Origin of the sequence: Spiroplasma endosymbiont of Glossina fuscipes fuscipes (genome assembly GCF_049669535.1) — a bacterium.
In the GTDB taxonomy this organism is placed as follows: Bacteria; Bacillota_I; Bacilli_A; order Mycoplasmatales; family Mycoplasmataceae; genus Spiroplasma.
Genome location: NZ_CP187162.1, coordinates 1,061,099 through 1,082,294, shown reverse-complemented (window position 1 = coordinate 1,082,294; position 21,196 = coordinate 1,061,099). Strand labels below are relative to the sequence as shown.

Sequence of the window (21,196 nt, the reverse complement as noted above, 5' to 3'; positions counted from 1 at the left end):
TTTAAAATTATTTTAATGATATAATGGTTTTGTTCATATGACAATATAATAAATCTTTCTTTTTTTCAATTAAAATGTAAGGTATGATTTTAAGTATTCATTTGAATAAGAGAAAGGAGGACCGTAAAAGTGTATAATAATAGACCGAATCAAAAATTTGCCAAAAGATCTGATGATATTATTAATGATGAAAAGTTTTTATTAGCAGATAAACAACCTACTTTAAAAACAGTAACTAGTAAAGACGGCCAAACAAGAGATTTATGTGAATTTTGAGTTTTAGATAATGGTGAAGAAGTGCAATGTGTAGTGTGAAATGATTTAGCAGAAAGATTTAATGCTGAATTTGATTTAGATAATTTTAAATCAGTGATCATTACTTATCGAAAAAATCTTAATGATTTTACTGGAAAAATGCGTTATAGTGTACGTGAGTTTTCATTCACTAATTAATGCTTGTTTTTTCTAAAATAAAATAAAAAATTAGGTACCTCCTAATATTAGAAAAACGTCTATAAATATGGACGTTTTTCTAATTGGAATGGCAAGGGTTTTTTGGACAAATTTTATATAGAGTAAAGATTTTTATATTGGATTGGTGATAAATAATTTAATTTGCTATGAATACGAGTATTATTATATCAATTAACATAATCAAATAATTCTAATTTAAATTCTTCAATACTTTTAAATTTTTTATTTTTGACTAATTCAGTTTTTAAAATTTTATAAGTAGATTCAGCTACTGCATTGTCATAAGGATATCCAGGTTTACTATAAGATTTTTGTACATTGTTCTTAGTCAAAAGTTTATAAATAGTACTATTGTTAAATTCACTTCCTTGGTCAGTATGAAATATTTTAATATTTTTTAAAGAAAAATTAAGTTTGTTAAAAGTACTTTCAACTAATTTTGCATCTTTATGAGAACTAACATCATAGCTAATAATTTCACGATTAAACAAATCAATCAATAAACATACATAATATCATTGATTATTAATTCAAACATAAGTTAAATCACTGACAACAACTTCATGTAATTTATAATTATCAAAATCTTGATTTAACAAATTATTATATTTGTAAGTGATATCTTTGTTATTATGATGTTTATATTTAATTTTTGTATAATTTGAAATTAAATTATATTTTTGCATTATTTGACTAATTTTTATTCGTGACAATATAATATTTTGTTGTGCTAACATAACTTTAATTTTTCTTGTACCATAGTTTTTTCTACTTTTTAAGAAAATACTGATAATAGTATTATCAATATGTTGGGCTTGACTAAGTTTATTTGATTTTAATTGATAATAAAATGTTGATCTAGCAACTTTTAGTGTTTTACATAAATTAGTAATTTTATACTTTTCTTTGTTATTTTTTATAGTTACTATTTTTTGCCTATTATCAGTGCTGCTTGCTTTAAAATATCATTTTCCATTCGTAATTGTTTGTTTTCTTTTCGCAACTGAATAAGTTCATTTTCTTCAACAGAGCGATTGTCTTTAGCTTTAAATGATCCTGAATTGTTAAATTCATGCACTCATTTTCAAACAGTGGATTTACCAATTTGATAGTCATTAGATAATTGACCAGATGTTTTGCCTGATTTATAAAGACCAACAATTTGTTGTTTAAATTCATCGGTATAATGATTCTTTGCCATATAATTACACCTCCATTGTAACTTAATTATAATCTTTTACTCTACATTATTGTTGTCCAATTTATCTTAACCCATCCATCGAAATTTATTTCAAAGATTTAAGTAATTTAAAATGTGCAGCATCTTTACATTTTTCCCTGTATTTACTTGTGATTTAGGATAAAAAAGGCTAAAATATAAATATTATTGACTATGAAGGAGTCTTGGCATGTTTAAGTGAAATCCTCGGGTACATTTTTATTTACGTTTAGTAACGTTAATTTTATTGAGTTTATTTTTATTATTTGATTTGATAATGGCAATTTATTATCCACAACCAAAATTTGCGCATTTAGGTTATGGTGAGCGGGTTTCAAATTATTATTCATTTTTTACAACACAAACAAATTATATTGTTGCCTTGTACTTTTTCTTATATTTATTTGAATCAAAATTTAAAAATACAAAACCACATTATATTATTCAATTAGCAGTTACAACATATATTACCATTACAATGTTGGTCTTTTGAATTGGGATTGTTGGTCAAAAAGACCAGGCCCATCAATATCGTCCTTATCATTGGGTTGCAACAATTATTTTACATTTAGTTATGCCCGTAACAATGATTACTAGTTATGTTTTGACAACAGGTGATCATTATTACTATTATGAAGATCATCATAAAAAATGATTATGGTTAATTATGTTATATATGGTGCTGTATTTAACAATTATTCTTTTCCGCGGAACTTATCGACATTTAGATGGCAAAGATCCAAACACATTATTTCCGTACTTTTTCTTAAATTACTTCCAGCCGGGTGGCGATATTATGGTTGCAACCGCGTTGGTTGTGATATGTGTTGTTGCTGTGTCATTACAATACTTTTATATTTTTATTAATAATTTATTATACTTCCGTTATTATCGTAATAAGAATGTGAAAATTGTACCAATTCAATATGTGATGCGAACTAATAAGGTGACAATTACGGGTTTTATTATTGGTATTATTGTGTTAACTTTTAATATTGGCATTAATATTCTTTATGTTATTTCTGCTTCTATTAATGAAGGCATTATTGAATCAATTAACGGGATTGAAATTATAAATCAATACAAAATTGATGCTCGTGTCTTGGTTGCCTTTATTTTTATTTCTATTTTAGCTTTAATTGGATTTATTACTTGTTTTGTTTTTGTTTTACGTGGTAAAATTGGTGCTCGAATTGCCGGAGCATTGTTAATGATTGCATTGATGTTCTTTACATGAATTTGAATTGTTGGGCCAGTCTTCTGTTTAATTATAGCGTTAATTATTTTTAATGGTCATGAGAAAGTAACAGACATTATGTTAATTGAAGCGCATAATTTACAGCAATTAAAAAAGACAACAAAAGCACAGAAAAAGTTTTCTAAATAACTTTTATTTGGAAAATAATTTGTTAGTTGTAAAGGAATTGTTAACAATTTACTTGTTATAATTAAAAAATTATTAATTTTATTAAAAAATATTTGATAAAAAATGAAAGAACAAAAGAAAGCGATTGCTCAGAGCAAGAAGTTTAGTTTGCCAGAATTAGTTTGATTAGGGTTTAATTATACTTGTGGAATTGCTTTTACCTCGGTTTATGCAACAATGATGTTTTCAGAAGTTGATAAAACAGGCCAATTTTTAGGAATGCATATGATTTGAATCTTTTTAGTAGAAGGACTAGTAGCTGGAATTTGTGCTTGAGCATTTAATAAGTTATCACAAGTGCACCCCGCTGGAAATGGGGCTAGTTATATTTATGTTCGAACAAACTTTGGAAAATTTTGAGGATGATTAATTTCATTTTTACAATATACGACATTACCAATTATTGTTACATCACAAATTGTGTCAATGATTCGTTTAAACTTTGTTGGTTCAGGAACCTTTCTTGATACAAAAGATATGTTAGGTAATTGGGCAAACTTAATTTGAGATGCAATTGGAATTGCTGTTTATATGTTAGTATCATGTCCTTATTTTTAGGAATGCGATTATTAAAGCGTTATTTAAATGCTTCTAGTTATATTAAATGAGGTTCAACGGGATTATTAATTATTGCATTAATCGCCTTATTTATTATTAATGGAACTTCGGCCTGGGATGTTAATGCTAGTTCAAAGTACACCACCTTAAATCCAACTAATTTTTCAATTGCTTTTACCTCGTGTTTCTTTTTCTTTTTAGGATTTGAGACATATGCTACAATTGGAAAAAATGTTCGTAATCCGGAACGTAATATTGGCCGTAGTATTATTTGAACAATGGCATTAGCAATTATCTTTTATGTTATTGTTACCATTTTAATGTTAGGAGCAATTGCTGGAGCGTTTACCAATAATCCAAATTTACAGATTTTTCGCTTATTAGGTAATCATGTTGGACAGTGAATTTATTATGCTGGTGTTATTATTATGTTAATTTGTACCATTTCGTTAAAAGCAATTGCTGGAATGCAAAATGCTTTATATTTGGGGGCCATTTTAGAACCATTTGCAGTGGAGGGTTTAATGCCAAGTAAATATCAAGAGTTAAATAAGGATGGTATTCCCTTTAAAGCTTCATTTTTAAATTTAATTATTACTTTTATCTTTGTCATGATTTGATTATTTATTCCCGATATTATTCAAGGAGTAACGGGTGGTAATGCTGTATTCTCGTATGCTGCAATTACTGGGGAAGCATCATTAATTATGATTATTATTTATTCGTTTGTGATAATGGTTGCTTTAAAGTTAGGATTTACGAAAAAAATGCGGGTAAAAATTTGAGAAATGATTGCTTGATCATTAGTGTTAGTTTTCTTAATTTGACAATTTGTCCAATTCTTTGTTGATTTAGGGCGTTCATATCACACGGCGATTAATCAATTAAATACTGACTCTTCAAAAGCAATTGCAACTATTGTTTCTAATACATTAGAAATTGCTTATATTGTTGGGGTGATTATGTTTGCCGTTATTTGATATTACACCTACTATTGAAAAAAATATCAGGCACGGTTAAAAACAAACCCACAATTACAAGAAGCATTGTATGCTCCCTTTACTGTAACTGATGATTGAAATTATGTTGTTAAAGAAATTCAAACTGAATTAGATCGTTATTTAGTTCGAAATCAAAAAATTTATCAATCGCAAGATAATTCAAATTATCAGGATGCTAAACATGTTCTCCAGGAAGCGTATCAATCCGAAGGAGATTTACAAGAACCAGATGAAACAAAATAAAATAAATGTTATTTAATAAAAAGAACTGTCGTTTGCAGTTCTTTTTATTTTTAAGATTAAAGGGTGGCAAGTTGCTTTGCTTGTTTTTCTTTTTTTAGAACTAACAATAATACCATTCCTGCGAGGGCGGCAAAAAGACCAATCCCCGTAATAATTGCTAAACTAATTTGGTTTGCTAATTTATTAGTTAGATAGCCTGCTTCAGTACCATAATTTTTTAACAGAATTGAATCAATTTGTCAAAACCAGGCATCAGGTGAAAAGGCAATAAAGGAGATTAATCCAACCGAAGCAGCATATTCTTTTTGACTAATATTAATTTCATAAATTGTTGCTCAACGGTTGGTAACTAATGCTCAACAAATAATTCCTAATGTCAAATATAGAATAATAATTAAGGTTTGAATAACAAATTTTTCAAGTTGATGACAGTTCCTCAAATGAGGTTTCATAATAATCAGGTAAACTGATGGCAGCAATGGTGATTAAAGAAGCTAAACTTAACCCAATTACAATAAATAAAATATATTTTTGGGTTCGATCAGCTAATTTACCAGCAGGAGCGCTAAATAAAAACCGGAAGAAATATGTTCGGAGAATTCCCACAACAACGACAATAATTGGAATAATCTTTAAAGCATCTTGCATAAAAGTCACAAAAACACTTAAACCAGATTGGTACATATAAACTCCCATAATTAATAAAGTAACAATTCCTAATTTAAAATTCTTTAATGTTTTACCTAATTCTCTAATATCAAAATTATTATTTTGATTTGAATTGTGATTTAAATCAGGGACAAATTTTCATAATAAAATACAATTAATAAAAATCAGCCCCGAGAAAATAAATACAAGGGCACTAAAAGCTCAGTGCCCTAATGATTCTGTTCAAACATTTTCAAATAATCAAAATACTAAATAAGCAATCGCAATTAAAACCGTTCCGATTAATCCATTTAAACTTCCATGAATTCCATTTAGTTTACCGTTTTCAGCGGGAGTTCCTTGTTCTAATAATAATTTTCATAGGGCACTTCAAAAAATAAAACAAGTAATAAAACTTCATAAGGAAAAAATAACATAAACTTGAATAATTTTTCCACTAGTAATAAAAGGAATTAAGCCATATCAAATACTAACAACTCCAATTCCTGCTAAGCCAATTAAGGTTAACTTTTTTAAATTAAAGCGATCAGCAAAATAACCGCCAAGAAAATAACTTAATAATGCTACGTATCCATAAATAGCATTGGCTTGGGAAAACTGCGATGAGTTAATTCCTAATTCTTATGACATTTTTACTGAAGAAATAACGTTTTTTAAGTAGAATGGGACTGCCATTACTAAGACATCAGCTAGTGCTAAAAGGGCAATAATTCATATTGTTTTGCTACTAATTTTTTTGTTGTTCTGATGTTTTCATTTTGTTTCCTTTCAAAATAAAACTATTATTGGATGGGTTAAGATAAATTGGACAACAATAATGTAGAGTAAAAGATTATAATTAAGTTACAATGGAGGTGTAATTATATGGCAAAGAATCATTATACCGATGAATTTAAACAACAAATTGTTGGTCTTTATAAATCAGGCAAAACATCTGGTCGATTATCTAATGACTATCAAATTGGTAAATCCACTGTTTGAAAATGAGTGCATGAATTTAACAATTCAGGATCATTTAAAGCAAAAGATAACAGAACACCAGAAGAAAATGAATTAATTGATACTGAAAACGAAATAAGCAACTAGAAATGGAAAATGATATTTTAAAGCAAGCAGCACTGATAATCGGCAAAAATAGTAATTATAAAAAATAACAAAGAAAAGTATAAAATTACTAATTTATGTAAAACACTAAAAGTTGCTAGATCAACATTTTATTATCAATTAAAATCAAATAAACTTAGTCAAGCCCAACATATTGATAATACTATTATCAGTATTTTCTTAAAAAGTAGAAAAAACTATGGTACAAGAAAAATTAAAGTTATGTTAGCACAACAAAATATTATATTGTCACGAATAAAAATTAGTCAAATAATGCAAAAATATAATTTAATTTCAAATTATACAAAAATTAAATATAAACATCATAATAACAAAGATATCACTTACAAATATAATAATTTGTTAAATCAAGATTTTGATAATTATAAATTACATGAAGTTGTTGTCAGTGATTTAACTTATGTTTGAATTAATAATCAATGATATTATGTATGTTTATTGATTGATTTGTTTAATCGTGAAATTATTAGCTATGATGTTAGTTCTCATAAAGATGCAAAATTAGTTGAAAGTACTTTTAACAAACTTAATTTTTCTTTAGAAAATATTAAAATATTTCATACTGACCAAGGAAGTGAATTTAACAATAGTACTATTTATAAACTTTTGACTAAGAACAATGTACAAAAATCTTATAGTAAACCTGGATATCCTTATGACAATGTAGTAGCTGAATCTACTTATAAAATTTTAAAAACTGAATTTGGAATGGCAACACTTTTTAGGACACTTTTTATGTAGACTTCTGATTTCTAAATTCAACTGGAGTTAAGTAATTCAAACTACCATGAATTCGAATATTGTTGTATCAATTAATGAAATTAAATAGTTCCAACTTTAATTGTTCTAAATTTTTAAATTTTCGACCATTAATAAATTCAGTTTTAAAAGCTTTATAGGTTGTTTCAGCTACTGCGTTATCGTAAGGGCAACCTTTTGCACTTAATGATCTTTTAATATTAAATGTTAATAAAATTTCTTCAATAATTTTATTTTTAAATTCATTACCACGATCTGTATGAAACAACCTAATTTGATTTAGTGGTCATGTTATTTTATAAAATGCCTGCTGAACTAGTTCAGCAGTTTTATTTGTTCCAGCGCTATAGCCAATTACTTCACGGTTAAATAAATCAATTAGTAAGCAAATATAATGTCATTTTGAACCAACTTGAACATAGGTTAAATCGCTCACAATAACTTCATTTTGTCTTTTATTACTAATTTGATCATTATTTACAGGAGATTTATGATTGCGATATTTTAATTTAGTATATTTTGATACTAAATTATTTGTTGCCATAATTCTTCTAATTTTTTGTCGAGATAAAATAATGTTCTTTCTTGCTAAAATAATTTTAATTTTTCTAGCACCATAAACTTTATAGCTTTCTTTAAATGCACTGATAACTTCATTTTCATAAATATTAATTTCAGTTTTAGTGATCTTATTAATTTGATAATAATACTTTGATTTTGCTATTTTTAATATTTGACACATTTTCCTCACTGAATATTTGTCTTTATTGTTAGTAATTAATATTACTTTTTGCCGATTATCAGTGCTGCTTGCTTTAAAATATCATTTTCCATTCGTAATTGTTTGTTTTCTTTTCGCAACTGAATAAGTTCATTTTCTTCAACAAAGCGATTGTCTTTAGCTTTAAAAGAACCAGAATTCTCAAATTTTTTTACTCATTGATAAAGAACTGCCTTTGAAATTTTATATTCGTTAACAATTTCAATATTACTTTTACCATTTTTATATAACATTACGATTTGTTTCTTGAATTCATCGGTGTACTGGTTTTTTGCCATTTTTATATTCCTGCTTTCCTAATAATTTTAGCTTATTTTTTTACAGTCTACATAAATATGGTCCAAGTTATTGTAACCTATCCATACATTAAATAATTATATTCGTGATATGACAACTAATTATAAAACTAGTTTTTTATTACCACATGATTATGAAATCCCAACCTTTAATTACCCACAATATGTTCTCCCACCAGTACCATATAACTATCAACCTTATACACAAGATATATGAAGTGCCAATGTAATTCAGCCATTAAAAACTAAAATTACAGCACCAGCACAATGTAAATTTGATGAAAATAAATATTTAAATTTATTTTCAGGAGAATTCAATGAGTGTTATTATGATTTTGAAATTGATTTAAAAGAAATTGATCCAACAATTCAAAGTATTAGTAAATTTCAAGATGCTTACAAAACAATAGAAATAAGCAATCTTAATAATTTACAAATTAAATGTGCAACACCATATATAGAAAATTTTATTAATGATAGAAATGTTAATTTAACTTATGGAAATGACAATTGTGAATTTGATGATGGTTTATTAAGTAATATTACTTTAAAAAAAGAAGGTATATCACAAACTGATGATATTAATTTTGAAAATACAATAACTTTATATACAAATAATATAAAAGTAAATGATATTGAAACAAAATATGCTATTGCATATACTAATGGTTTACCAAGTGGAGATTATTCAAATGATTATATAACTAAAACCAAATCAAATGTTGATTTTTTATTGCAGGTAACAAAATTATCTAATAACGATAATGATAAAATTAAAGAAACTTATTTACAAGTATATTATACAAATGATGTGAAATTAAAAATTAGGTTTTCAAAAGTATTAGTTGCTAAATTAATAAGAATGTTTGGTTATTTATATTGAGGTAATGATAAAAATATAGTGATTGATATTAATAATTCAGATACATTAGGTATTAAAAATAATAGTGATGATCCAGTTAAAATTAAAATAAAACCAAGGTAAAAAGAAAAAGAGATTATTAAATCTCTTTTTTATTCGCCTTTAACTTTTACATTTCCTTTATCATCAATTATTAAATCAGGCTCTTGTGTATTTAAATTTCAACGATAAACTGATTTAAAAGGTATATTAGAAGATGGTTGGCTAAACTTTCAAGTAAAATTATTGTTATTTTCCTTATACAGTACTGTAATATCCTTAGGAAATTTAACAAATTTATCTTTTACTAATTCTTCTGTTTGGAGTAAAATAAACAACTTGTCTTCATTATTTTCTTTAATAATTATCCTTTTTCCTGTTTCTTTTGATATTTCTGTGTCATTTTTAAATTTACTAATTCTTCAATTACTATTTTTGCTATTGCGTCATACTACATAATATCAATTATTGTCTAAATTACTAAATACTTTTTCTTGTGGTGCTATTCATTCTAAATTGTCTTTAATTTCTTGGTTAGCGGTATTTATTTTGTTTTCTTCTTTTAATTTTGCTAATTCTTCGGGTATATATTCTTGTGTTTTATTACAAGCAACTAAACTTGTGGTACTTGTTCCTAGTAAACTAATTGCTCCAATAATGCTTAATAATCTTTTCATGTATATATCTCCCTCTTTTATTTCTTTACTAAATTATATAATAAAAAATAAAAAAGAGATAATTAAATCTCTTTTTTGTCGGGCAGCTTGCCTGCTCTCTAAGAACACACCAGCAACTTTGTTTCTAGAAGTATTTACCGACTAGACTCTGGCCGACAATTTGACAAGTCTATATTTAACTCTTTAAATGATATAAAAAGAACAGAAATGTTATTAATTTTTGACTTATCTGTAATTAAATTATATATAAATATAAATATTTGTAAATACCTTTATTAATTGTTTTAAGGACTAAATTAGCAATAAAATATATTAAGTTTAGTATTTATAGAAATTATTGTATTACTAAAATAGTATGATATTATTAGTTTAGTTAAATAAAAAAGAGAATGACCTCACATCATTCTTGCTTTATATTATATATAAAAAAATAATAATTTCAAGTAAGAATGATAAGGTTTTTACCTCTTTATTAATTTAATTAAAGGGGTGAAAAAATGATTTTTAATAAAGGAAATTCAGCTTTTGGATAGGTTACAATAACTTGGACCATATTTATGTAGACTGTAAAAAAATAAGCTAAAATTATTAGGAAAGCAGGAATATAAAAATGGCAAAAAACCAGTACACCGATGAATTCAAGAAACAAATCGTAATGTTATATAAAAATGGTAAAAGTAATATTGAAATTGTTAACGAATATAAAATTTCAAAGGCAGTTCTTTATCAATGAGTAAAAAAAATTGAGAATTCTGGTTCTTTTAAAGCTAAAGACAATCGCTTTGTTGAAGAAAATGAACTTATTCAGTTGCGAAAAGAAAACAAACAATTACGAATGGAAAATGATATTTTAAAGCAAGCAGCACTGATAATCGGCAAAAAGTAATATTAATTACTAACAATAAAGACAAATATTCAGTGAGGAAAATGTGTCAAATATTAAAGATAGCAAAATCAAAGTATTATTATCAAATTAATAAGATCACTAAAACTGAAATTAATATTTATGAAAATGAAGTTATCAGTGCATTTAAAGAAAGCTATAAAGTTTATGGTGCTAGAAAAATTAAAATTATTTTAGCAAGAAAGAACATTATTTTATCTCGACGAAAAATTAGAAGAATTATGGCAATAAATAATTTAGTATCAAAATATACTAAATTAAAATATCGCAATCATAAATCTCCTGTAAATAATGATCAAATTAGTAATATTCTAAATCGTGAGTTTAGTAATAAAAGACAAAATGAAGTTATTGTGAGCGATTTAACCTATGTTCAAGTTGGTTCAAAATGACATTATATTTGCTTACTAATTGATTTATTTAACCGTGAAGTAATTGGCTATAGCGCTGGAACAAATAAAACTGCTGAACTAGTTCAGCAGGCATTTTATAAAATAACATGACCACTAAATCAAATTAGGTTGTTTCATACAGATCGTGGTAATGAATTTAAAAATAAAATTATTGAAGAAATTTTATTAACATTTAATATTAAAAGATTATTAAGTGCAAAAGGTTGCCCTTACGATAACGCAGTAGCTGAAACAACCTATAAAGCTTTTAAAACTGAATTTATTAATGGTCGAAAATTTAAAAATTTAGAACAATTAAAGTTGGAACTATTTAATTTCATTAATTGATACAACAATATTCGAATTCATGGTAGTTTGAATTACTTAACTCCAGTTGAATTTAGAAATCAGAAGTCTACATAAAAAGTGTCCTAAAAAGTGTTGCCATTCCAATTTATAATTTCATTTTGATATAGATATTCTCAAATAATTTCAATAATATAAGTAGCATGACATTTTCAATCTTTATTATCAAACAATTCTTTTCTAATAAGTTTATTATCTTCAAAAATAGCAATAGCGGTAGTACCAGTTCCTGATGGGTCAATACCAATTTTTATCATGCGTATACATCCTCATCATTGTTATTATTAACTACTGGTACTACATTTGATATATCTTCTTTTTTAACTACATTATTGTTTGTGTCCGCTATTTCTGTATAAGATGCGGTATTTATATTATTTGATAAGGGTTCATCGTTAATTTGCCCCTTATTTTTGGCGACAGTAATATCATTAAATGGTATATAATCAAAATTACCATCTTCTTTAATTTCTTTTTCGTTGTTTATAAAAAAAGAGGGGAAAAAAATCAGTGAAGAAAGCTTATTAAAATTAGAAAAAATTATTACTGAAGAAACGACAAAAACTTTTAATAAATTTGCGCGAATTTTACAAGATGCTAAATTATATTTATTTGAAAAAAATATTAATCCCCTATATATTGGGTGACCATATATTGAAGGTTTAACGCAATCACAAAAAGTTTTTCGAGCACCATTATTATTATGACCAATTAATGAAATTAGTCGAACTAAAAATGAAATTGTTATTGCAACAAAACACGATGAAATCTTATTAAATTCTGCTATTCGTTTAAGTCAAATTAAAGATGGTAATTATAATGCTGCAGAATTTAGTTTTGATTCATTAACCTTAACGGATGATATTTTTATGAAGGCAATTGCTGATTTAAAAACATTAGGGTTTAAGGTTAAAAATGAAGATAAAATTAATCATTTATATAATTTGAATTATTATAAACAACAGGAACAGTTATTTTTTAATTTTGATGGCAACTTAGATAGTTATTTAAACAATAATTATCAAAATAATAATTTAGGTTTAGTTCTTGATGGTTATCTTGGAATGTATAATATTTCTTCAACAACGTTATATCGTGATTATTGTGATTTAGAAAAAGTGCCTGATGATTCTGTTAATAGGATTTTTGAAAATGAATATAATGTTGAAGAAGATTGAAAAGAAAATCAGTTACGATATCAAGAAGAATTAACAGAAAGTGCCGTTATGGCGATTAATAATTATGATATTTCCCAAAAAGTGGCGATTAAGAAAGCTTTAGAAAAAAATACTATTATTCAAGGACCACCGGGAACGGGAAAATCACAAACAATTAGTAATTTAATTGTTAATAATTTATGTCGTGGTGAACGAGTTCTTTTTTGTGCTGAAAAACAGGACGCAATTAAAGTTGTTTATAATAATATGAAAAAAATTCAAAATTATGCTTTGATGATTACGAACTTAGAAGAAAAAGAGAGTTTTTATCAAAAAATTTTAGATAGTATTAATAATATTAATCAGTTGTACCCACCAGTTGAAAGCGCAACATTCTTAAACAAAATGGACACTCTGTTTGATGATATTAAAAGATACAAGGTTTTTGCGCGTCAAAATGAGTATCAAGACTACCGTCAATTTTTGAATTGGAATATGATGATTATTTACGACATTGTCATCGGATATATCAGAATACAATGGTTGTTCAGAAGTTTTTGGCGTTATTTAATGATTTTCCAAATTTTGGTACAATTTATCATCGGTTTAGTGCAAAAGAATTTAAAAAAATGTTAAAAAAGGCGGAAGGATTAAAACCACAAAAATTTTTAGCTCTAATTTTTAATTTATTAAATAATAATTTTGTTAGTTACACCGTTAATAGTGTTGATGACAATAAATTTAACTTATTTAAAGTTGAAAAACAAGAATTAATTGCACCTTTAACAACAGAATTTAAAAATATTGATTATTTTGTTAATCGATTAGATTTAATTGATCAAAATGACCAGTTACAACGCGAAGATAAAAACTATGATTTATATGCTTATTTAGGACCAATTATTACCGGGGAAGAAGATATTCCGTTGCTTTATCAACATTATTTTGTTCATCAATATGAACTTAAACATGATGCACTATTAAAAGTTGGAACTTTAAATTGACGGAAAGAACTAACTAATTTAAGTGATAAATCCATTGCTTAATACTACAGAATATTTAACTTATTTATATCATCAACAAATTCGTGATTCTATTAAAGAAAACTTCATTGAGACCTTACCAAAAATTATTGAAGAATGTAAAAAGAAAACAAAAAGATCAATTACTTATTTTTTTAAAAATAACTATGAATTAATTAAAACATTATTTCCAGTAATTATGGTAACTCCTGATATTGCTTCGCAATTATTACCATTAAAGCACCATGAGTTTGATCAATTAATTTTTGATGAAGCATCACAAATTTTTGTTGAACGGGCAATTCCAATTATTTATCGTGCTAATCGAATTTTAGTGGCTGGTGATAAAAAACAATTAGGACCAACAAACTTTTTTTCATCGCGGTTTAATTACGAAGGATTGGAAAATAGTGCGGAATTATTACAAATTGAAACAAACTTAACAGATAAAAGTTTACTTGACTTTGCTAGCAAACAATATAATTCTAGTATGTTGCGGTTTCATTACCGGTCAAAATATAGTGAATTAATTAATTTTTCAAATGCTGCTTTTTATGATAATAATTTAATTATGATTTCCAATAAAACAAAAAAAGATTTTCCATTAAAACTAATTGAAGTTCCCGATGGAGTTTGAAAAAATCGGGGTAATGTTCTCGAAGCAAAGCGAGTTGTTGCTTTAATAAAAGAAATTATTACAACGCGAAAACATCAAGAAACAATTGGAGTTGTTACCTTCAATGAAGTTCAAAAAAACTTAATTTGACAATATTTAACTGAAGAATTTGAAAGAACACCCGAACTAGAACAAGAGTTACATCGTGTTTATGATGGACGTAATGAGGGATTATTTGTTAAAAATATTGAAAATATTCAGGGTGATGAACGTGATATTATTATTTTTTCAATTGGTTTTGCTCGTGATGAAAATAATAAATTTATGCAATTCTTTGGACCGTTATCACAAGCAGGAGGTGAAAACCGTTTAAATGTTGCTGTTACCCGGGCAAAAGAAAAGATTTATATTGTTAAATCATTTCCGTCATCATTAATTTCAGAGGATTCAAAACACCCTGGGCCCCGATACTTTAAATATTATTTAGAATATGTTGAGCAATTAAATCGTGGCAAAGATCAAGAACATAAAGTATTAGAAAAGTTAACAACAGCTAAAAGTTATCATCAAGAACAGCAAGGTTCTAAACTTAATCGACAATTTGTATCAGAAGTGGCAGATGCTTTAAGAACTGCATTAAGCAAATATGATCGTTATCAAATTGCAACGCATACCGTACAAGGAACTTATCAAATTGATGTTACAATTTATGATCAAAATAAGGATCATTATGTTTTAGGAATTATTTGTGATGATTTAACATATCCAATTGGGGTTGAACAAAAAGAATATGATTTTTATCGTCAAAAGTATTTGGTTGACCGCGGTTGAAAGATTGAATCAATTTTATCTAGTAATTGAATGGCAAAAAATCAGCAAGCAGATATTATTAACACCATTGTGCAAAAGATTATTGGTAAATAGGAGGCCTTATGAAATTTGATTTAGCTAAAATTAAGAAAATGAAAAATCTAAAGGATTTAGAAATATATTTATTTAAAACATATTTGCCAAAAAATGGTAATCAAATTATTAAAGCTGAGTTATTAAATTTAATTCATACATATTTTCCAACTGTAACATCAGAGCAAGCAAATCAATTTATTACATTATTAAAAGATAATCGTGTTGTTTTTCTGCGTGGTTATGGTTATGTTGGCAATGAAACATTAGAATCATTTGGTTGTCGTCAACAAGATGTTGAAGAAAATGAACAAGCAAAGGTTCTTGACCCACCAGCAGCACGTCAAAAAAAAGATACCATCTGCCAAACAAAAAGAAAAACCAAAAACGGAATTAAAACCAAAAACAATATTGACTCGAAAAACAATTGATGTTAGTAGTTTATCTTTTCCTGATCGTTATCGTAATTTTATGCAAGTGTTATATCCAATTAAAAATGAAAAAGAAAAACCCAAAATTGCTTTAGCTGATATTCCTGATTTGGCTTTTAATAATCTTAATTCTTCAGAAAAATATGTTAAAGAAGGCTGAAAAAATGTAACAGTGAATGATGATGAAAATTATATTAATTCAACAAAACGAAATATTATTTTAAAAGATGAGTCTGATGAAGTGATGGTGGAAGAAACTAATGAATTTCCTGAGCCAGTTAAAACTGAAAAAATAGCTTTTGATCTTTCAAATCCCACTAGTTCGGAAGCAATTTGACGAAAAATGAGTATTAGTCAATATCGAAAGTATTTTTTATCGTATCATCAAATTACTCAATTTCAATACCAAGGCTTAAATAAGTTTTTTATTGATTATTTATTAGCTTTACCAATTAATGATAAATTAATTACGAATTATTATGAAATGGCAATTACTAATAAGAAAATTTATGCAGCTTTTTATGATAATTATTTACGGAATCGAATCAAATATGCTTTTTTAATTGATTATAATTTATTTTATGATATTCCGTTAATTCAAAAAAATCTTAATAAATATCATAAAGAGGTTAAAAAAGCAGCGGAAAATATTATTATTAATTTATTTATGCAATTTTTAACGTTAACATTTAATGTTAATGAAAAGAAATTGGAAATTAGTCCTGATGTTATTGATCAAATTAAAACTTTTTATTGGACATTTATTCAAAAAATGCATTTATTTGAATTTAAAGATTATATTTTTTCAACCAACCCAAAATGAAAAGAAGAATATGCTATCAATTTTATTAATTTTTTTGAAGGATATAAATTCATTTCAAAACAACAAGCAATTAATTTAATTATTGAACATCTTGAAAGTGCTAAACTATTAGAATTATTAAAAGAAAATATTAATAAAATTAACTTTAGAAAAACCACTATTAATGATTATGTTTTATGATATGATGTCAAAACAAGTTGTCATTTATTAGATAATGAATTAATTTTGAAGAAACAAATGATTAAGGTTTTTATCTTCGCATTGTAACTGATCATTTTGATCAATTAAATCTAATCGGTTAACAAAATAGATAAAATCTCAAGAAATATGGAGGGGTCTTTTTTTACTATGGTATAATATTTTTATGAAAATGGTAAATTTTATGGGAAAAACAAATGAAAAATTCTATGTTGATGGTTCTGCCTTCATCAATAAAAATAATAAATCTAAATTTGTTTTTAAAATATTGAAAATTGTTGCGTTAACTGTTGTTATTACGCTTTTTATAGTAGGAAGTATTTGAGATCGTCAAATCGCAAAGACGATTGGTGATTTAAATGATAATGGATTTGCAAGTTGATTAAGTTTATTTTGAGATAAACTAGCTTATACAATGACAGTACCGTTTATGTTCGCCGGAGTTGGGGTATTATTAGAAAGTATCAATATAAAATATAAATCCAAATTTAAATTTTTTAAAATTATCATTATTATAGTTTATGTTCTCTTTATCATTTTATTTACATTAATTATTAGTAGAATGATTTATCAACAATCAACGTTTGAAGCCTTTGGTGGTAGAGGAAGGGATTATTGATTTGGCCTTGATGGAACAAATACCATTGTAGTAATGACAATTCAACTTGGGATTGAAGTTATCTTAATGTGTGGAATTGCTTGCTTTTTAAGAATTAAATTTGCAAAAAGAGATGATTTATTAACTAATAATTATTGAATTGATGCGTTAAAAATATTTGTGGTGTTTGCTCTTTTTGGTGTTACTTTTGATCCGCTTTTAAAAACTTTCTTTGGTCGCCCGTATTGAGTCCATGTTGATTATCAATATGTTATTGATCACTTACCAAATAACTGAACAAACAAACCAACGAATATTGTTAATGCCGAATATTTAGATTGATGACAAATTCAAGGCTTTAAAGCTGAGTACTGAAATTTCTTATTAGGTAAAGGGGGAGAAGGAACTCATTACTGAAGTGATAAAGCATTTCCCTCTGGTCATATGAATTCATCATCAATGCCTGTTTATGGTTTCCTATTATATTTCATGAATGAAAAACGAAAACAAAATATTACGTGATGAAAATGATTAATATTTGGTTTCTTTATAGCAAATATTGCAATGATGGGGTTTATGCAAATTCTTTCAAGAACACATTACTTAACAGATTTAATGTTTAGTTTAATAGTTTTACTAACATTCTTTAAAGGTGTAACTTATGTGGTTGACCATGTAATTTATAAAATTTTATCATTTATATGAAATAAACAAAATAAAACATATCATATGTTTGAATTAAATAATGGTAAGAAAACAATTTTATTTATTAATATTAATGGGGTTTTATGAATTGTGACCAAAGTTAGAACTTCTAACATTAATAAATCTAAAAAATATAAGTATTGACATCGAGATAATATTATTTATAAAGAATAAAAAGGATAAGATTTTTATCCTTTTTATTTTAAATAACCTTGCATTTCTTTGTCCGCTTAGTAAAATTAAAGTACCAAAAAAGAAAGCTATTGAGGATACTATGAAAAAATGATTTAGTAAAATTAAATGACAGTGACAACAGTTATGACATATCTTTTTATTACAAGGTTTTTTGTTTTTTGTTGGAATCTATTTGACATCATTAGGGATTGCAATTTATGCTCCAACTAGTACGGGTACTAGTCAAATTGATTTCACGGTTTTTGCTTTATTAGCATTAATGTATGGTAATTATACGGCGGGTCATTTAAATGACACGGTTTTAACTGCACATTATGCATTAGTCTTATTGATGTATTATTTGGTATTTTTTTTTTTTTTTTTACAATTATTTTTATGTTAATTGTAAACATAAAAGCATATCGTAACACAAAAGATCGCCAAATTTGAGTTAAATTTATAATTATGATTTTTGGTGATTTAGTTTTAGCATGGTTGTTACCATTGTTAATTAATTTTAATTGAAAGTATATTATTTCTGCGGATGCTATTCAGCAGTGAGCGGAGAGTTCTGGGGGAATTGCAGCATGATTATTTTTAGGTGGTTTTTCATTATATTGTGTTGGGTTAGCAATTTGAATTTATAGTAAGACTTAGCCATACTAAAAAATAATTTATTAAGTTAAGTAATAAATTTATTTAAAAATTCTCTAAAAATACCTCTTTTGATGTTCTTCAATTTAAAATAGGCCTTAATTTATCATTTATAACATTAACTACTCAATTTATTTTTTGTTGACTAACATTATTAAAATCAGTTCCCTTAGGATATCATTCTCTAAGTTCAGAATTCATATATTCAATTAGTAGTTTTTGCTGTGGTGAACCCGGATCGCAAAAATAAACTTGTGTTTCAGCAAATATTTCTAATTCTCTTCATTTACTAAATTCTTTTCCTCTATCGGTTATTATTCCTTTAATTTTCCCAATTAAATTATTACTTATAACAATATCTTTAAACTTTTCTACAACTTCATTAGCAGTATGATTTTTTAATTTCATTACAAAGTAATTTTTACTTAATTGTTCTACTAAAACTAAATTACTAGATTGTTGGTCTTTACCAACTACTGTATCCATTTCAAATCAACCAGCATTAATTTTTTTATTTTCAATATCTCATATTGGATGGGTTAAGATAAATTGGACAACAATAATGTAGAGTAAAAGATTATAATTAAGTTACAATGGAGGTGTAATTATATGGCAAAGAATCATTATACCAATGAATTTAAACAACAAATTGTTGGTCTTTATAAATCAGGCAAAACATCTGGTCGATTATCTAATGACTATCAAATTGGTAAATCCACTGTTTGAAAATGAGTGCATGAATTTAACAATTCAGGATCATTTAAAGCTAAAGACAATTGCTCTGTTGAAGAAAATGAACTTATTCAGTTGCGAAAAGAAAACAAACAATTACGAATGGAAAATGATATTTTAAAGCAAGCAACACTGATAATAGGCAAAAAAGTATAAAATTACTAATTTATGTAAAACACTAAAAGTTGCTAGATCAACATTTTATTATCAATTAAAATCAAATAAACTTAGTCAAGTCCAACATATTGATAATACTATTATCAGTATTTTCTTAAAAAGTAGAAAAAACTATGGTACAAGAAAAATTAAAGTTATGTTAGCACAACAAAATATTATATTGTCACGAATAAAAATTAGTCAAATAATGCAAAAATATAATTTAATTTCAAATTATACAAAAATTAAATATAAACATCATAATAACAAAGATATCACTTACAAATATAATAATTTGTTAAATCAAGATTTTGATAATTATAAATTACATGAAGTTGTTGTTAGTGATTTAACTTATGTTTGAATTAATAATCAATGATATTATGTATGTTTATTGATTGCTTTGTTTAATCGTGAAATTATTAGCTATGATGTTAGTTCTCATAAAGATGCAAAATTAGTTGAAAGTACTTTTAACAAACTTAATTTTTCTTTAAAAAATATTAAAATATTTCATACTGACCAAGGAAGTGAATTTAACAATAGTACTATTTATAAACTTTTGACTAAGAACAATGTACAAAAATCTTATAGTAAACCTGGATATCTTTATGACAATGCAGTAGCTGAATCTACTTATAAAATTTTAAAAACTGAATTAGTCAAAAATAAAAAATTTAAAAGTATTGAAGAATTTAAATTAGAATTATTTGATTATGTTAATTGATATAATAATACTCGTATTCATAGCAAATTAAATTATTTATCACCAATCCAATATAAAAATCTTTACTCTATATAAAATTTGTCCAAAAAACCCTTGCCATTCCAAAATAAAGAGAATATTTTAGAAGATTGAGAATTAAATTTTATGATGCAAACTATGCCAACAATTTTTAATAATCTTGATATTGATGTGTCGTTGGTAAAGCCAGTTTTGCCTGCTGAAATTAATGCCGATGCCGCAATGAATTATGTTTATGGGTCAGATTCACGAACATATCATAATGATATGTTAATAGTCAATGTTAAAACCACATTGAAGATGGGTGATATTTTTTCAGATGTTACAATTGATGAACAATTAGCTTTAAATATTTCATATGTTTAGTAAGAAAAGGAAAAGGATATATTTATGGTAAAAAAGAAATTATCTGTGCGAGAAATCGTCGATAAAATTTTTAGTGTGGGACAAAAACCATTTTGAAAATCAAAACGTTTTATTGGTTTAATTTC

Annotated in this window: 25 protein-coding genes and 1 pseudogene; 19 read left to right on the top strand and 7 right to left on the bottom strand. The window is 25.9% G+C overall.

Translation table 4 applies throughout. The annotated features are described in order from the left end of the window. Nucleotides 1-129 precede the first annotated feature (129 nt). Nucleotides 130-453: an OB-fold nucleic acid binding domain-containing protein gene (locus ACOBWH_RS06410; protein WP_070406993.1), complete on the top strand. Its 324-nt coding sequence runs from the start codon at nt 130-132 to the stop codon at nt 451-453. Between the two features lie 113 nt (nt 454-566). Here the strand turns inward: ACOBWH_RS06410 and ACOBWH_RS06405 are convergent, their stop codons facing one another. Together ACOBWH_RS06405 and ACOBWH_RS06400 are read right to left on the bottom strand one after the other, a co-directional pair. Then, nucleotides 567-1,358, bottom strand: a complete 792-nt coding sequence (locus tag ACOBWH_RS06405; RefSeq protein ID WP_424527433.1) for an IS3 family transposase — start codon at nt 1,356-1,358, stop codon at nt 567-569. A gap of 41 nt (nt 1,359-1,399) precedes the next feature. Beyond that, nucleotides 1,400-1,675 (bottom strand): transposase, encoded by a 276-nt coding sequence (locus ACOBWH_RS06400; protein WP_424526188.1) that lies wholly within the window; start codon nt 1,673-1,675, stop codon nt 1,400-1,402. Nucleotides 1,676-1,883: 208 nt separating this feature from the next. On the opposite strand from ACOBWH_RS06400, the gene ACOBWH_RS06395 reads away from it, so the two are divergent. The 3 genes from ACOBWH_RS06395 (at nt 1,884) to ACOBWH_RS06385 (ending at nt 4,921) form a co-directional block, all read left to right on the top strand. Continuing rightward, entirely contained in the window at nt 1,884-3,080 is a 1,197-nt protein-coding gene (locus tag ACOBWH_RS06395; protein ID WP_424526187.1) for a hypothetical protein, read from the top strand. A gap of 102 nt (nt 3,081-3,182) precedes the next feature. Then, complete coding sequence (locus ACOBWH_RS06390) at nt 3,183-3,677, top strand: hypothetical protein (protein WP_424526186.1); 495 nt, start codon at nt 3,183-3,185, stop codon at nt 3,675-3,677. After that, nucleotides 3,662-4,921, top strand: a complete 1,260-nt coding sequence (locus ACOBWH_RS06385) for an APC family permease (RefSeq protein WP_424526185.1) — start codon at nt 3,662-3,664, stop codon at nt 4,919-4,921. Before ACOBWH_RS06390 ends, ACOBWH_RS06385 begins: the two co-directional genes overlap by 16 nt. 56 nt (nt 4,922-4,977) lie before the next feature. Here ACOBWH_RS06385 and ACOBWH_RS06380 read toward each other — a convergent pair whose 3' ends face one another. Beyond that, nucleotides 4,978-5,373, bottom strand: coding sequence for a hypothetical protein (locus ACOBWH_RS06380; RefSeq protein ID WP_424526184.1), 396 nt, complete (start codon nt 5,371-5,373; stop codon nt 4,978-4,980). 1,081 nt (nt 5,374-6,454) lie between these two features. On the opposite strand from ACOBWH_RS06380, the gene ACOBWH_RS06375 reads away from it, so the two are divergent. Both ACOBWH_RS06375 and ACOBWH_RS06370 read left to right on the top strand, forming a co-directional pair. After that, the gene (locus ACOBWH_RS06375; protein WP_424526183.1) at nt 6,455-6,676 is read left to right on the top strand and encodes a transposase; all 222 of its coding nucleotides are present in this window, start codon (nt 6,455-6,457) and stop codon (nt 6,674-6,676) included. A gap of 48 nt (nt 6,677-6,724) precedes the next feature. Next, nucleotides 6,725-7,456, top strand: coding sequence for an IS3 family transposase (locus ACOBWH_RS06370; RefSeq protein WP_424527431.1), 732 nt, complete (start codon nt 6,725-6,727; stop codon nt 7,454-7,456). Here ACOBWH_RS06370 and ACOBWH_RS06365 read toward each other — a convergent pair. After that, nucleotides 7,449-8,533 (bottom strand): IS3 family transposase gene (locus ACOBWH_RS06365; protein ID WP_424526182.1). Its coding sequence is split into 2 segments (ribosomal slippage): nt 7,449-8,293 and nt 8,293-8,533, totalling 1,086 coding nucleotides; the frame shifts between segments, so codons are not numbered across the junction. The two genes, ACOBWH_RS06370 and ACOBWH_RS06365, sit on opposite strands and share 8 nt — an antisense overlap. Nucleotides 8,534-8,642: 109 nt before the next feature. Here ACOBWH_RS06365 and ACOBWH_RS06360 point away from each other — a divergent pair. Then, nucleotides 8,643-9,536 (top strand): hypothetical protein, encoded by an 894-nt coding sequence (locus ACOBWH_RS06360; RefSeq protein ID WP_424526181.1) that lies wholly within the window; start codon nt 8,643-8,645, stop codon nt 9,534-9,536. 29 nt (nt 9,537-9,565) lie between these two features. On the opposite strand, the gene ACOBWH_RS06355 is transcribed toward ACOBWH_RS06360, so the two are convergent. Next, nucleotides 9,566-10,129, bottom strand: a complete 564-nt coding sequence (locus ACOBWH_RS06355) for a lipoprotein (RefSeq protein WP_424526180.1) — start codon at nt 10,127-10,129, stop codon at nt 9,566-9,568. 610 nt (nt 10,130-10,739) lie between these two features. Between ACOBWH_RS06355 and ACOBWH_RS06350 the strand changes: the two genes are divergently transcribed. After that, nucleotides 10,740-11,848, top strand: a protein-coding gene (locus ACOBWH_RS06350; RefSeq protein WP_424526179.1) for an IS3 family transposase whose coding sequence is annotated in 2 segments (ribosomal slippage) — nt 10,740-10,980 and nt 10,980-11,848 — 1,110 coding nt in all. Because the reading frame shifts where the segments join, the coding sequence is not laid out codon by codon here. A gap of 8 nt (nt 11,849-11,856) precedes the next feature. Here the strand turns inward: ACOBWH_RS06350 and ACOBWH_RS06345 are convergent. Beyond that, nucleotides 11,857-12,048, bottom strand: coding sequence for a hypothetical protein (locus ACOBWH_RS06345; RefSeq protein WP_424526177.1), 192 nt, complete (start codon nt 12,046-12,048; stop codon nt 11,857-11,859). A 222-nt stretch (nt 12,049-12,270) separates the two neighbouring features. Between ACOBWH_RS06345 and ACOBWH_RS06340 the strand changes: the two genes are divergently transcribed. From ACOBWH_RS06340 to ACOBWH_RS06305, 8 genes are all read left to right on the top strand, one after another. Then, nucleotides 12,271-13,584: an AAA domain-containing protein gene (locus ACOBWH_RS06340; RefSeq protein WP_424526175.1), complete on the top strand. Its 1,314-nt coding sequence runs from the start codon at nt 12,271-12,273 to the stop codon at nt 13,582-13,584. Further along, complete coding sequence (locus ACOBWH_RS06335; RefSeq protein ID WP_424526173.1) at nt 13,578-13,994, top strand: hypothetical protein; 417 nt, start codon at nt 13,578-13,580, stop codon at nt 13,992-13,994. Before ACOBWH_RS06340 ends, ACOBWH_RS06335 begins: the two co-directional genes overlap by 7 nt. Continuing rightward, a complete protein-coding gene (locus ACOBWH_RS06330) occupies nt 13,987-15,510 on the top strand; it encodes an AAA domain-containing protein (RefSeq protein WP_424526171.1) in 1,524 nt (507 codons plus the stop codon). Before ACOBWH_RS06335 ends, ACOBWH_RS06330 begins: the two co-directional genes overlap by 8 nt. A gap of 8 nt (nt 15,511-15,518) precedes the next feature. Further along, nucleotides 15,519-15,926 (top strand): hypothetical protein, encoded by a 408-nt coding sequence (locus tag ACOBWH_RS06325; RefSeq protein ID WP_424526169.1) that lies wholly within the window; start codon nt 15,519-15,521, stop codon nt 15,924-15,926. Then, nucleotides 15,901-17,010 (top strand): hypothetical protein, encoded by a 1,110-nt coding sequence (locus ACOBWH_RS06320; protein WP_424526167.1) that lies wholly within the window; start codon nt 15,901-15,903, stop codon nt 17,008-17,010. The genes ACOBWH_RS06325 and ACOBWH_RS06320 overlap by 26 nt, the downstream gene beginning before the upstream one ends. 97 nt (nt 17,011-17,107) lie before the next feature. Next, nucleotides 17,108-18,418 (top strand): phosphatase PAP2 family protein, encoded by a 1,311-nt coding sequence (locus ACOBWH_RS06315; protein ID WP_424526165.1) that lies wholly within the window; start codon nt 17,108-17,110, stop codon nt 18,416-18,418. A gap of 100 nt (nt 18,419-18,518) precedes the next feature. Beyond that, entirely contained in the window at nt 18,519-18,821 is a 303-nt protein-coding gene (locus ACOBWH_RS06310) for a hypothetical protein (protein WP_424526163.1), read from the top strand. After that, nucleotides 18,815-19,075: a hypothetical protein gene (locus tag ACOBWH_RS06305; protein WP_424526161.1), complete on the top strand. Its 261-nt coding sequence runs from the start codon at nt 18,815-18,817 to the stop codon at nt 19,073-19,075. The genes ACOBWH_RS06310 and ACOBWH_RS06305 overlap by 7 nt, the downstream gene beginning before the upstream one ends. Nucleotides 19,076-19,117: 42 nt before the next feature. On the opposite strand, the pseudogene ACOBWH_RS06300 reads toward ACOBWH_RS06305, so the two are convergent. Further along, a pseudogene (locus ACOBWH_RS06300) lies at nt 19,118-19,597 on the bottom strand (IS30 family transposase); the annotation flags it as partial. Nucleotides 19,598-19,681: 84 nt separating this feature from the next. On the opposite strand from ACOBWH_RS06300, the gene ACOBWH_RS06295 reads away from it, so the two are divergent. The 3 genes from ACOBWH_RS06295 to ACOBWH_RS06285 all read left to right on the top strand — a co-directional run bounded on the left by ACOBWH_RS06295 (nt 19,682) and on the right by ACOBWH_RS06285 (nt 21,071). Continuing rightward, nucleotides 19,682-19,960, top strand: coding sequence for a transposase (locus ACOBWH_RS06295; protein WP_424526159.1), 279 nt, complete (start codon nt 19,682-19,684; stop codon nt 19,958-19,960). 1 nt (nt 19,961) lies between these two features. Further along, nucleotides 19,962-20,762, top strand: a complete 801-nt coding sequence (locus tag ACOBWH_RS06290; protein ID WP_424527429.1) for an IS3 family transposase — start codon at nt 19,962-19,964, stop codon at nt 20,760-20,762. Nucleotides 20,763-20,831: 69 nt separating this feature from the next. Beyond that, entirely contained in the window at nt 20,832-21,071 is a 240-nt protein-coding gene (locus tag ACOBWH_RS06285) for a hypothetical protein (RefSeq protein ID WP_424526157.1), read from the top strand. Nucleotides 21,072-21,196 lie beyond the last annotated feature (125 nt).